The sequence below is a fragment of the Pseudomonas sp. LP_7_YM genome (assembly GCF_004364435.1).
Lineage (GTDB): Bacteria > Pseudomonadota > Gammaproteobacteria > Pseudomonadales > Pseudomonadaceae > Aquipseudomonas.
In genome coordinates this window covers 885,022-898,751 of the sequence record NZ_SOCT01000001.1, presented here as the reverse complement: position 1 = coordinate 898,751, position 13,730 = coordinate 885,022, and the positions used below count along the sequence as shown (strand labels likewise).

Annotated in this window: 8 protein-coding genes; 5 read left to right on the top strand and 3 right to left on the bottom strand. The window is 59.5% G+C overall.

Translation table 11 applies throughout. The features are described from left to right. Positions 1–98: 98 nt before the first annotated feature. The 3 genes from EC915_RS04010 to glgB are packed head-to-tail and all read left to right on the top strand — an operon-like array spanning position 99 to position 7,732. Positions 99–2,135 (top strand): alpha-1,4-glucan--maltose-1-phosphate maltosyltransferase, encoded by a 2,037-nt coding sequence (locus EC915_RS04010; RefSeq protein WP_133749205.1) that lies wholly within the window; start codon positions 99–101, stop codon positions 2,133–2,135. A gap of 16 nt (positions 2,136–2,151) precedes the next feature. Further along, a complete protein-coding gene (gene treS, locus EC915_RS04005; protein ID WP_133749204.1) occupies positions 2,152–5,472 on the top strand; it encodes a maltose alpha-D-glucosyltransferase in 3,321 nt (1,106 codons plus the stop codon). Between the two features lies 1 nt (position 5,473). Then, a complete protein-coding gene (glgB, locus tag EC915_RS04000) occupies positions 5,474–7,732 on the top strand; it encodes a 1,4-alpha-glucan branching protein GlgB (protein ID WP_133749203.1) in 2,259 nt (752 codons plus the stop codon). A gap of 8 nt (positions 7,733–7,740) precedes the next feature. Here the strand turns inward: glgB and EC915_RS03995 are convergent, their stop codons facing one another. Then, complete coding sequence (locus tag EC915_RS03995; RefSeq protein WP_133749202.1) at positions 7,741–8,082, bottom strand: hypothetical protein; 342 nt, start codon at positions 8,080–8,082, stop codon at positions 7,741–7,743. A gap of 16 nt (positions 8,083–8,098) precedes the next feature. Here EC915_RS03995 and EC915_RS03990 point away from each other — a divergent pair, with 16 nt between their 5' ends. Beyond that, positions 8,099–8,779, top strand: coding sequence for a TIGR04211 family SH3 domain-containing protein (locus EC915_RS03990; RefSeq protein ID WP_133749201.1), 681 nt, complete (start codon positions 8,099–8,101; stop codon positions 8,777–8,779). Between the two features lie 274 nt (positions 8,780–9,053). Here the strand turns inward: EC915_RS03990 and EC915_RS03985 are convergent, their stop codons facing one another. Beyond that, entirely contained in the window at positions 9,054–10,268 is a 1,215-nt protein-coding gene (locus tag EC915_RS03985; RefSeq protein WP_133749200.1) for an MFS transporter, read from the bottom strand. Between the two features lie 431 nt (positions 10,269–10,699). Here EC915_RS03985 and ggt point away from each other — a divergent pair, with 431 nt between their 5' ends. Then, positions 10,700–12,427: a gamma-glutamyltransferase gene (gene ggt / locus EC915_RS03980; RefSeq protein ID WP_133749199.1), complete on the top strand. Its 1,728-nt coding sequence runs from the start codon at positions 10,700–10,702 to the stop codon at positions 12,425–12,427. Between the two features lie 75 nt (positions 12,428–12,502). Here ggt and EC915_RS03975 read toward each other — a convergent pair whose 3' ends face one another. Next, positions 12,503–13,654, bottom strand: coding sequence for a MalY/PatB family protein (locus EC915_RS03975; protein WP_133749198.1), 1,152 nt, complete (start codon positions 13,652–13,654; stop codon positions 12,503–12,505). Positions 13,655–13,730: the final 76 nt, after the last annotated feature.

Below are 13,730 nucleotides of genomic sequence, written 5' to 3'. Positions count from 1 at the left end.
CCAATGCCCGCCCGCTGTTTTATGGAGAATACCGACCCGATGGACCATTACGGACTAGCTACAAGGAGCGTCCCCGGGGGCGTGAGGAGTGATGCTCGATGAATGTGACTGCTGATCAGCCATACGGCCCTGATTCCCTGGCCACCGATGTTCCACACCCAACCCAGCCTTTATCCCTGACCCAAGCCTTGCAACTGCCGCGGATTGTCATGGAAGAAACCACGCCGGTGATCGACTCCGGGCAGCTTGCGGCCAAGGCCACCGTCGGCCAGGCGGTGGCTGTCACCAGCAAGGTTTTCGCTGACGGCCACGACAAAATATCGGTACTCATTCGCTATCGCGCAGCCGATGAGCAGCAGTGGCAGCAGGCGCCCATGCGCGAGCTGGGCAATGACAGCTGGGTCGGTGAGTTCACCCCGACGTCGGTGAGCCGCTATGTGTTCCGGCTTGAAGCCTGGATCGACCAATTCGGCAGCTACCGCTACGAGCTGGAAAAGAAATATGCCGCTGGCGTCTCCATCGACCTGGAGCTGGAAGAAGGGCGCCTGCATCTGCAACACGCTGCAGAGCGCAGCCAGCATGAGCTGCGCGGGCAACTGGACAGTCTGTTGAAGCGTTTCGGCGAAAACACCGAACACGAAGCGCAGGTGGCATTGCTGCTGCACAGTGAAACCAAAGCGATCATGGCCAAGGCTGATAATCATGCCTTTCTCAGCCGCAGCCTTGACTTCCCGTTGGACGTTGAGCGCGAGCTGGCCCAGTTCGCCAGCTGGTACGAGCTGTTCCCACGCTCGATCACTGACGAAAAAAGCCGCCACGGCACCTTCAACGACGTGCACAGCCGCCTGCCAATGATTCGCGACATGGGCTTCGACGTCCTGTACTTCCCGCCGATTCATCCGATTGGCCGTGCTCACCGCAAAGGCCCGAACAATTCGCTTAAAGCCGGTCCAGACGATCCGGGCAGCCCATACGCCATCGGCAGCGCCGACGGCGGCCACGACGCCATTCATCCGCAGCTCGGCACCCGTGAAGACTTCCGCAAACTGGTGGCGGCCGCAGCCGAGCACGGTCTGGAAATCGCGCTGGACTTCGCCATTCAGTGTTCGCAAGACCACCTGTGGCTCAAGGAGCATCCGGGCTGGTTCTCCTGGCGTCCCGACGGCACCATCCGTTACGCCGAGAACCCGCCAAAGAAATATCAGGACATCGTCAACGTTGACTTCTATGCACCGGATGCCATTCCAAGCCTGTGGCTGGAGCTGCGTGACGTCGTGCTGGGCTGGGTCAAGGAAGGGGTGAAGATCTTCCGCGTCGATAATCCGCATACCAAGCCCCTGCCGTTCTGGCAGTGGATGATCGCTGACATTCGGGCGCAGCACCCTGAAGTGATGTTTCTCGCTGAAGCCTTTACCAAGCCTGCGATGATGGCGCGTCTGGGCAAGGTCGGTTACTCGCAGAGCTACACCTACTTCACCTGGCGCAACACCAAGGCCGAACTGAGCCAGTACTTCACCGAACTCAACGAGTCGCCGTGGCGTGAATGCTACAGGCCGAACTTTTTCGTCAACACGCCGGACATCAACCCGCGCTTCCTTCATGACTCAGGTCGCCCAGGCTTCCTGATTCGTGCAGCGCTGGCGACCATGGGCTCAGGTCTGTGGGGTATGTATTCGGGGTTCGAGTTGTGCGAGTCAGCGCCGGTGCCGGGTAAAGAGGAGTACCTGGATTCGGAAAAATACGAAATCCGCCCTCGTGACTACACCGCGCCAGGCAACATCATTGCCGAAATCGCTCAGCTCAACCGCATTCGTCGTCAGAATCCGGCGCTGCAAAGTCACTTGGGCCTGCGCGTCTACACCGCTTGGAATGACAACATCCTGTATTTCGGCAAGCGCAGCGCCGACGGCAGCAACTTTGTGCTGATCGCAGTCAGTCTCGACCCGCACAATGTCCAGGAAGCGCATTTTGAATTGCCGCTGTGGGAAATGGGCCTGTCCGACGACGCCGCAACACTGGGTGAAGACTTGATGACCGGGCACAGCTGGACCTGGTACGGCAAGACGCAGTTCATGCGCATCGACCCGTCCTACCAGCCGTTTGGCATCTGGCGCATCAAGGCCACCAATCAATAATTAAAAGGATGTGGTGATGGCGAAGAAACCCCGGAATGCTGCCTTTATCGAAGACCCGCTCTGGTACAAGGACGCGGTGATTTACCAGGTTCACGTGAAATCGTTCTTCGACTCCAACGACGATGGCATCGGCGATTTCCCTGGCCTCATCGCCAAGCTGGACTACATTGCCGAGCTTGGCGTCAACACTATCTGGCTGCTTCCGTTCTATCCTTCGCCGCGCCGCGACGACGGTTACGACATTTCGGACTATCGCGGGGTACACAGCGATTACGGCAATATGTCCGATGCCAAAAAATTCATCGCAGAAGCGCACAAGCGTGGACTGCGAGTGATCACCGAACTGGTCATTAACCACACTTCGGACCAGCACCCTTGGTTTCAGCGTGCGCGTCAGGCAAAGAAAGGCTCCAAGGCCCGCGACTTCTACGTCTGGTCCGATGATGACCAGAAGTACGACGGCACGCGGATCATCTTTCTCGACACCGAGAAATCCAACTGGACCTGGGACCCGGTGGCCGGCCAGTACTTCTGGCACCGTTTCTACTCGCACCAGCCGGACCTGAACTTCGACAACCCGCAGGTGATGAAGGCGGTCCTTGAAGTCATGCGCTACTGGCTGGACATGGGCATCGACGGCCTGCGGCTGGACGCGATTCCTTACTTGATCGAGCGTGATGGCACCAATAACGAAAACCTGCAAGAGACGCACAACGTGCTCAAGCAGATTCGTGCCGAAATCGACGCTAATTACCCTGACCGCATGCTGCTGGCTGAGGCTAATCAGTGGCCCGAAGACACGCAGCTGTATTTTGGCGAGCGCAAGGGCAAGGACGGTGACGAATGCCACATGGCGTTTCACTTTCCGCTGATGCCGCGCATGTACATGGCCGTTGCCCAGGAAGACCGCTTCCCGATTACCGACATCCTGCGCCAGACCCCGGAAATTCCGGAAAACTGCCAATGGGCTATTTTTCTGCGTAACCACGATGAGCTGACCCTGGAGATGGTCACTGATCGTGAGCGCGACTATCTCTGGAATTACTACGCCTCTGACCGCCGCGCCCGGATCAATCTGGGCATCCGCCGCCGTCTGGCACCGTTGCTGGAGCGCGACCGACGCAGGGTAGAGCTGCTCAACAGCATGCTGCTGTCCATGCCAGGCACGCCGACCCTGTATTACGGCGACGAAATCGGCATGGGCGACAACATCTACCTCGGCGACAGGGATGGTGTGCGCACGCCCATGCAGTGGTCGATAGACCGTAACGGTGGCTTCTCCAGGGCCAACCCGGCAAGCCTGGTGCTGCCTCCGATCATGGACCCGCTGTATGGCTATCAGTCGGTCAACGTCGAAGCTCAGGACCATGACCCGCATTCCCTGCTGAACTGGACCCGGCGCATGCTTTCCGTGCGCAAGCAGCAAAAGGCGTTCGGACGCGGCACCCTGAAAATGCTTTCCCCGAGCAATCGGCGGATCCTGGCCTATACCCGCGAATACACCGGGGCGGACGGCAAGACTGAAATAATTTTGTGCGTTGCCAACGTTTCCGCCGCGTCCCAGGCAGCTGAACTCGAACTGTCCCCATATGCCGGTACCGTGCCGGTAGAAATGCTCGGCGGCAGTGCCTTTCCACCTATCGGCCAGCTCAATTACCTGCTGACGTTGCCGCCTTACGGCTTCTACTGGTTCCTGCTGGCCGCGGAGAATCAAATGCCCAGCTGGCACGTCGAACCGGCCGAAAGCATGCCGGACTTCCCAACCCTGGTCCTCAAGAAACGCATGGAAGAGCTTCTCGAGGAGCCGTTACGCAAGACCATGGAGCAGACCTCGCTGTCGGTCTACCTGCCCAAGCGCCGCTGGTTCGCGGGCAAGGGTACGGCCATCGACAAGGTGAACATCGCCTATGCCGTGCGCTTTGGCAGCGAGCAGCGTCCGGTACTGCTCAGTGAGATCGAGGTCACTTCCGGAACCGACGTGGCGCGTTATCAACTACCGTTCGGGTTCCTTGCCGAAGACGATTTCAACAGCGCCTTGCCGCAGCAACTGGCCCTGGCCCGAGTGCGGCGGGGGCGTCAGGTCGGCCTGATCACTGATGCGTTTACCCTGGAGCCTTTCATTCGATCGGTGATCAAAGGTATGCAGGATCAAACCGTGCTTTCCACCACCGACGGCGAGTTGCGTTTCCAGCAAACGTCGAAGCTGGCTGCGCTGGGATTCAACGATGAGTCCCCGGTGCGTTACCTGTCTGCAGAGCAATCCAACAGCTCGGTGGTGGTTGGCAACGCTCTGGTGCTGAAGATGATCCGGCGGGTAGCGGCCGGGACCCATCCTGAACTGGAGATGGGCGCCTATCTGACCGAGGCCGGTTACGAGCATATATCACCGCTGCTGGGTGCAGTGGTGCGTGTCGACCATCAGGGCGAAAGCAACCTGTTGATGATCGCCCAGGGTTATCTGAGCAATCAGGGCGATGCCTGGGAGTGGACGCAGAACAACCTTGAGCGTGCGGTGCGCGATGAAATGGCGCGGGGTTCATCGAATCTGGAACAACACGCCAACGCTTTGCTTGAACTCAAGGATTTTGCCGGCCTGCTCGGTCAGCGCCTGGGTGAGATGCATGTGGTGCTCAGCAAGCCGACCGATAACCCGGACTTCAAGACCGAAGTCACCAGCGTCAAGGATAGCCAAGCTTCAGCCAGGAGTGTGGGTGCCCAGATCGACCGGGCACTGGATTTGCTCGAGCAACATCGCAATACACTGGAACCGGGCGATCAGCAGTTGGTCAGTGAATTGCTGAGCCAACGCAAAGCGCTGCTGGCCCAGGTGCAAATCCTGGCCAAACAGTCGGTTGGCGGCTTGCGCATGCGGGTACACGGAGACTTGCACCTGGGGCAAATGCTGGTGGTCAAAGGGGATGCGTATCTGATCGACTTCGAGGGTGAACCGGCGCGTCCACTGCAGGAACGCCGGGCCAAGTACAGCCCGTTCAAAGACGTCAGCGGCGTGTTGCGCTCTTTCGACTACGCTGCCGCCATGGCGGTACGAAACGCCCATAGCGCTGACACCTCGGCTGCGACCACAGCGGCGCGTACACGCGTTGCCGAAACGTATTTGAAGCAGGCCCGTGAAGCATTCCTCGACGGCTACAAAGCAGCAACCGTCGGCGTTGCCCATGCCTGGAAAGAGAGCAAGGGAGAGGCGGCCGCGCTGGCGCTGTTCACCCTGGAAAAAGCCGCTTATGAAGTGGCCTACGAGGCCGAGAATCGTCCGACATGGTTGTCGGTTCCGCTTCAAGGTCTGCGCGGGCTGCTGGACTTGTCTGATGGAGAATAAAATGAGTGCGTCTGACCAATTCGGCAAAGGTAACCACCAGTTGTTGCCCGGCGCCAGCGATATGGACGCGTTGATCCGCGCCGAACATCGCGACCCGTTCTCCATGCTTGGCCCCCACAGCGATGGTAAGGATGGCCAGGTAATTCGCGCCTATCTGCCCAATGCCCTGAGCGTGCGTGTGCTGTCTCGCGACGGTGAGCGTGACCTGGGCGAGCTGGGAATGACTGACAAACCGGGCTTTTTCGCCGGCCACTTTCCCGTGCGCGAACCCTACCTGCTGAAAATTCAGTGGGCCACCGGCGAGCAGATCACCGAAGACCCGTACAGTTTCGGACAGTTGCTGGGCGAAATGGACCTTTATCTGTTCGCTGAGGGCAACCACCGCGATCTGAGCGCGGCCTTTGGCGCACAGGTCAAGAACGTGGACGGCGTCGATGGCGTGCGTTTCTCGGTCTGGGCACCCAATGCGCGCCGGGTTTCGGTGGTCGGCGATTTCAACAGCTGGGACGGCCGGCGTCACCCGATGCGTGTGCGTTATCCCTCCGGCGTGTGGGAGATCTTCATTCCGCGTCTGGCACCCGGTGAGGCCTACAAATACGAAATCCTCGGGCAGCACGGCATTTTGCCGCTCAAGGCTGACCCGATGGCGCTGGCCACCCAGCTGCCCCCGGCGACCGCATCGAAAGTCGCCAAGCCGCTGAGCTTCGAGTGGCAGGATGGCGAATGGATGCAGGGCCGTGGTGACAAGCACGACATTCACCAACCGCTGTCGATCTACGAACTGCACGTCGGCTCGTGGCAGTGGCACCACGGCGGTGAAGATGAGCCGGATCGCCCGTACAACTGGCACGAGCTGGCAGAAAAGCTGATTCCGTATATCAAGGATCTGGGCTTTACCCATATCGAATTGATGCCAATCATGGAGCACCCGTTCGGAGGCTCGTGGGGTTACCAGCTGCTTTCGCAGTTCGCACCGAGTGCTCGTTATGGCACGCCTGAGGATTTCGCAGCCTTCGTGGATGCCTGTCACCGTGCCGATATCGGTGTCATCCTCGACTGGGTGCCTGCGCATTTCCCGACCGACACCCACGGTCTGGCGCAGTTCGACGGCACAGCGCTGTATGAATATGGCAACCCTCACGAGGGCTTTCACCAGGACTGGAACACGCTGATCTATAACCTGGGCCGCACCGAGGTCCATGGATTCATGATCGCGTCCGGGCTGCACTGGCTGAAGAACTTTCACATCGATGGTTTGCGCGTGGATGCCGTGGCCTCGATGCTATACCGCGACTATTCGCGCAAAGCCGGGGAGTGGGTGCCAAATCGCTATGGCGGTCGGGAGAACCTGGAAGCGATCGACTTTCTGCGCCACCTCAACGAGGTGGTTGCCCTGGAAGCCCCCGGTGCGCTAGTGATCGCCGAGGAATCCACTTCCTGGCCGGGCGTCACGCGACCGACGCAGGAAGGCGGCCTGGGCTTCTCGTATAAGTGGAACATGGGCTGGATGCACGACACCTTGGAGTACGTCGAGCAGGACCCGATTCATCGTCAGCATCACCATGACAAGCTCAGCTTCGGGCTGGTGTATGCGTGGTCCGAGCGTTTCATCCTGCCGATCTCCCACGACGAAGTGGTGCACGGCAAACACTCGCTGATCGACAAGATGCCCGGCGACCGTTGGCAGAAATTCGCCAACCTGCGGGCCTACCTCACCTTCATGTGGACGCATCCGGGCAAGAAGCTGTTGTTCATGGGCTGCGAATTCGGGCAGTGGCGCGAGTGGAACCACGACACCGAGTTGGACTGGCATTTCCTCGGCGTTGACAACAACAAGGCATACGGTGACCACAAGGGCGTACACAAATTGGTGGGCGAACTCAACCGGTTGTATCGCAGGGAAAAAGCGCTGCACGAACAGGATTGCCAACCGCAGGGCTTCCAGTGGGTGATCGGTAATGACGCGGGCAATAGCGTCTACGCCTACCTGCGCTGGAGCAAGGATGGCGAACCACTGCTGGTGGTCGCCAACCTGACACCGGTGCCTCGCCAGGACTATCGCGTCGGCGTGCCATTTGGCGGCAAGTGGGCCGAGGTGCTCAACTCCGACGCCGAGGCGTACGCCGGTTCCAACGTAGGCAATGGCGGCGGTGTAGTGGCCCAAAACGAGAAAAGTCATGGCCAAGCGATGTCCCTTGCGTTGAATCTGCCACCTTTGGGGGTAGTGATTCTCAAGCCGGTCAGGGACCAGGAAGCTTGATCCTTCAATCACCCGTGGATTAAACAGCGGGAGTGGGGCAGGCACTGAATAGATGCCTGCCCCATGGCTTTCGAGCTCCATCCCATCTTGCAAAAAAGCGCCTTTGCTACATTCCCTCCCAGACGAACGTCACCTCCCGGTAGTGAACCTGATTCGATTTGCACGGTCTGTTGACCACTGCGCGCGTCGTGCACCGGGTCACGAGGCGTCGGTGCATTCAGGTTTTCGAGTCTGGCTGCAGACTCCGCGCGCAGTTGCATTCTTCCTGTAGCTTCAGCGTTTTGCGCGTGGCTGCTGGTCAGCCTTTTATCCATCGCATGCGGCCCGTCCATCCGGCCTTTCTTTTTCATTTGTCGAAGATTCCTCATGTCTCTATCTCGTCCAGTGTCAATTTCCAGTTCTCACACCTCTCTGCTGCCGGGCGCTCGACGCCGTTTGCTCAGTGCCGGCTTGCTGGGAGTCATGTTGACCGTTGGCGTAGCAGGTGAAGTCCAGGCCGAGGCCAAGGATCGTTGGGTCAGCGATACCTTAAGCACCTATGTTCGCAGCGGCCCCACCGACGGTTATCGCATAGTCGGCACGCTCAAATCCGGGCAGAAGGTCGACCTGGTGAGCACCCAGGGCGACTATAGCCAGGTGCGCGGCAATTCCGGGGATACGGTGTGGATTCCATCCAGTGACCTGCAGGAAGTGCCGGGCCAGACCGAGCGCTTGCCGCAACTGACGCAGGAGGTCGCTGACCTCAGCGCAAAGCTGAAAAGCATCGACGACGACTGGAAAACCAAGGTTCAGGGCATGCAGGAGACGCTGGATTCGCGCAAGAAACTGGTGGATGAGCTGGAAGCCCGCACCAAGGACCTCAATGGTCAATTGACCGATGCGCAATCGGAATTGCGCTCGACTCAGGCCAAGCTGGGTGACGAGAACAACCAGGTGCTGATGCGCTACATGGTTTACGGCGGCAGCATCGCCGGTGGGGGCCTGTTGCTGGGGCTGGTCCTGCCGGCGCTCACTCGCGGCCGCAAACGTAACGACCGTTGGTTCTAACAGGCGTTGAAGCCTTCATTACCCACAGTCTGCCGAGCCGCACGGTCCTTTTGGAAGCCGGTGAGGCTGCAAGCTGCTCCTGCAGGTTGCGTGTTGCGTGTTGCGTGTTGCGTGTTGCATCTTGAAGGAAGGCCCGGAGTTGGCAGCGCCTCTGTGGGGAGCGAATTCATTCGCGAAAGGGCTGGCAGACAATGGAGATGTGGCACCCATGCCGCCGTCTCGTCGGAGTGCCGCCCAGAATGAATTCGCTTCTACAGGGTGATTGTGTTCTGACTCAGGCCGCGGCGGCTTTCTTCGCAGCCCGCAGGTGGCGGAACCACACCAGTGCTGCACATAACCCCGAAGCGGCGCCGATCGCCATGGCCCAGCGAGGGCCGAACAGGTCGGCGACCCAGCCCACGATTGGCGCGCCGACTGGCGTTCCTCCCAGCGTCGTCGCCAGTAAAATCGCCATGACCCGGCCGCGCATAAGCGGTTCGGTCGACAGCTGCACCATGCTGTTGGTCGATGTGGTGAAGGTTTGCGCCGAAATCCCCAGCACGAACAACAACAGGCCAAATGCCCAGAAGTTGGTCATCATTGCAGCCACCAGAAAACACCCGCCAAACAGTGTGCAGGCGCGCAATATCAGCAGCGGCGTCGGATGCGCCCGACGGGCTGAAAGCAGGGCGCCAGTCACCGAGCCAACGGCCATGAGCGAGGTCAGCAAGCCGTAGTGAGCCGCGTCCGCGCTGAAAACCGTCACCGCCATGGTTGAGATGTAGATCGGGAAGTTCAGGCCAAAGGTACCGACCAGAAACAGCATCAACATGATTGCCTTGAGATCGGGCCGGCCCCATACGTAGCGAAACCCTTCTGCCATCTGCCCACGAGCCCTGGGAGGGCGCTCGCGCACGTGTAACTCAGCGGTACGCAGGCTGCACAGCGAGCCGATCATCAAGGCGAAGGCCAGTACGTTGAGCAGGAACACCCAGCCGTTGCCCACCAACGGAATCAATAAGCCGGAAACCGCCGGGCCAATCATCCTCGCAGCGTTGAACGACAGCGAGTTGAGGGCCACGGCGTTGCTCAGATGGGACTCATCGACCAGATCGGAAGCGAAGGTCTGTCTGGCCGGGGCGTCTATAGCTGCCACACAACCCGAGACCAGCGCGAAGAAGTACACATGCCACAACTGCACATGCCCGGTGATCGTCAGCAGGCCCAATCCCAGGGACGAAGCAGCGAACGCCAATTGCGTCCCGATCAGCAGTTTGCGCCGATCCATATGGTCTGCCGCGACACCGCTCAACGGCAGCAGCAAAAGCATGGGCCCGAACTGCAGGGCCATGACGATGCCAAGTGCCGTGGCGTTCTGTTCGGTAAGCTGAGTGAGCACCAGCCAGTCCTGCGCCGTGCGCTGCATCCAGGTGCCGATGTTGGATACGATCGCGCCGATGGACCAGATCCGGAAGTTGTAGACGGCCAGTGAACGAAAGGTTCTGGCCATCAGCTCGGGTGTACTGCGAACGGGAGGATTTTCACCAGGCAGGGCCTTATAGGTGGATCAATGACATTCAATGGCAGCGCGCCGAGGCACTCACCGGACAGGTCATCGGTGTCCGCGCGCAGACCCGAGGTTACGCGGATATGCGCTTTGAAGGAAAGGTCTGCCTATGCGCTGTGGGACGCACGTCCCAGTAAAATCGGGGATTTATCTGAAATAACCTGTCATTGGCGCTAGGTAACTTTTGCGCAAGGGGCTATTTTGTCCCGGCAGTGCTTGACCGTCACAGGCCGCGCTGCCGCTGTCCAGCGTGCTCAAACAAATGTGCATCTGCAGTTGCAAGGATGCCGGGCGAAGCACAAAAGGATGTCCACCCATCGAGTCTCGCCCTGTCAATGCTGTTCCCCACTCAAAAGAACAAAGAGAGTCGACACATGAAGCATGAACCCTTGGCCAAGTCGCTGATTGCGACGACGCTCACCCTTGTTTTTTCCTCTTCCTATGCAGCTTCCGTGGCGCCGGTGGCCGCTGAAAACGGCATGGTGGTCACCGCGCAGCATCTGGCCACACACGTGGGTGTGGACGTTCTGAAATCAGGTGGCAACGCAGTGGATGCCGCCGTAGCTGTGGGCTATGCGCTGGCAGTGGTATACCCGGCCGCAGGCAACCTCGGGGGTGGCGGTTTCATGACCATCCAGTTGGCAGACGGACGCAAGACGTTTCTCGATTTCCGCGAAAAAGCGCCACAGGCTGCCACCGCTAACATGTACCTGGATAAGAGCGGCAACGTCGTTCCCGACCTGAGTTCCAAAGGCCATCTGGCCGTTGGCGTGCCGGGTACGGTTTCGGGTATGGAGCTGGCGCTGAGCAAATACGGCACCAAGAAGCGCCAAGAGGTCATCGCCCCGGCAATCAAGCTGGCTGATGAAGGGTTTGCGCTGGAGCAGGGTGATGTCGATCTGCTGCACACCGCCACCGACGAGTTCAAGGCTGATGCAAAAGACCTGGGCACGATCTTTCTGAACAAGGGCGAGCCGCTGCAGGTGGGTGACAAGCTGGTGCAGAAGGACCTGGCAAAAACCCTTGAGGAAATTTCGGCCAAAGGCACCGACGGTTTCTACAAGGGCTGGGTCGCCAAGGCGATCGTCGACTCCAGTCAGGCGGGCAAGGGCATTCTCGTCCAGGCCGATCTGGACAGGTACAAGACCCGTGAGCTGGCACCCATCGAGTGTGACTACCGCGGCTACCACGTGGTTTCCGCGCCGCCTCCAAGCTCGGGCGGAGTGGTGATCTGCGAAATCATGAACATCCTCGAAGGCTATCCGATGAAGGAGCTGGGCTACCACTCGGCTCAGGGTCTGCACTACCAGATCGAGGCCATGCGTCACGCCTACGTCGATCGCAACAGTTACCTTGGCGACCCGGATTTTGTGAAAAACCCCATCGACCATCTGCTCAATCGTGACTACGCCGCCAAGCTGCGCGCTGCCATCGAGCCCCAGAAGGCGGGCATCTCGCAAGAGATCAAGCCGGGCGTGGCGCCACACGAAGGCAACAACACCACGCACTATTCGATCGTCGACAAATGGGGGAACGCAGTGTCGGTCACCTACACGCTCAACGACTGGTTCGGTGCCGGTGTTATGGCGAGCAAGACCGGGGTGATCCTCAACGACGAAATGGACGACTTCACCTCCAAGGTCGGTGTGCCGAACATGTACGGCCTGATCCAGGGCGAAGCCAATGCCATCGCGCCGGGCAAGACGCCGCTGTCTTCGATGAGCCCGACCATCGTCACCAAGGATGGCAAAGCCGTCATGGTCGTGGGCACACCGGGTGGTAGCAGGATCATCACCGCGACCCTGCTGACCATGCTCAACGTCATCGACTACGGCATGAACATTCAGGAAGCGGTCGATGCCCCTCGTTTCCACCAGCAATGGATGCCGGAAACCACCAACCTTGAGAATTTTGCGGTCAGTCCTGACACCCAGAAGATTCTCGAGAGCTGGGGCCACACGTTCGCCGGGCCACAGGACGCCAATCATCTGGCTGCCATTCTAGTGGGCGCGCCTTCACTGGGCGGCAAACCGGTTGGCAATAACCGTTTCTACGGGGCCAATGACCCTCGTCGCAGTACCGGGCTTTCGCTGGGTTACTGAGGCGTAAAAGTCGAGCGGGCAGGGTGGCTGCCGCGCTCGATGGCTTCACAAGGGTTTTCATCGGCCGGGTGCGAGTCAGCGGTCACGTAGCTGCTGCAGACTTCGCTCCATGCGCAACAGCGCTTCTTCGAGCATCGGCCGTGGGCAGCCGAAATTCAGGCGTACGAACTGGCCGCAGTTATCGCCGAACTCCAGACCTTCGCTGAGCGCTACTTTGGCTTGAGTGAGAAAGAACCGCTGCGGGTGCTCGATGTCCAGCGCGGAGCAGTCCAGCCAGGCCAGATAAGTGCTCTGCGGCAGGTTCATGTGGATACCAGGGAAGCGCGTCTTTATGGCATCGGCCAGATAATCGCGATTGTCCTGCAGATACGCGTTCACGTGGGCTAACCATGGTGCGCCGTGACGGTATGCCGCCTGGGTCGCCTCCAGTCCAAGGACGTTGACGCTGTCGACCAGCCCCATTCGCCCTTCGTTAAAGCGTTCGCGCAATTCGGCATTCTGGATCACCGCAAAAGCGGTTTTCATCCCCGCGATGTTCCATGCCTTGCTGGCGGACATCAGGGTGACGCAGCGGGCAGCGATTTCGGGATCAAGTGCGGCGATTGGCGTGTGACGACGACCGTCGAACAGGATATCGGCATGGATTTCATCGGAAATGATCAGTACATCATGTTGCACACAGGCATCGCCGATGGCACGCAGTTCCTCGCGGTCGAAGACTTTGCCCAGCGGGTTGTGCGGGTTGCTCAGCAGCAACGAACCGACGCTTGGCAGGGCCTTGTACAGCGCCGCCAGATCAGTGGGGTACTGACCGTTGGCGTCGGCACGAAAAGGCAGATCGACACGCGGTAGCTTCCAGTTTGCTGGCGCACTCAGTAACGGCGCGTAGTTGGGGGTCTGCACCAGTACGCCGCTGCCGCTGGGCGCCAGAGTATTCAAGGCCATGTTGACCCCGGGCTCGACACCGGGCAGGAACACCAGGTCTTCAGGCAGGATGTGCCAGTCGTAGTGATTGGCCAGATGCGTTACCAGTGTTTGGCGCAACGCGTCCTGCGCCACCGAATAGCCGAGCAGTGGATGTTCCAGACGGCCTTTGAGTGCCTGCAGGATCGGCTCGGCCACCGGAAAGTCCATGTCCGCCACCCACATCGGCAACACGTCGTTGGGGTAGTGGCTCCACTTTTTACTGCCGGTGTTCAGGCGCTGATAAACGCTGTTCAAATCCATGCTCGTGACTGTCTCGAAAAAACCAGCGGCGATTGTGCCAGAGACAGTGGCTGAATATCACGAGCGTTCTTATGGG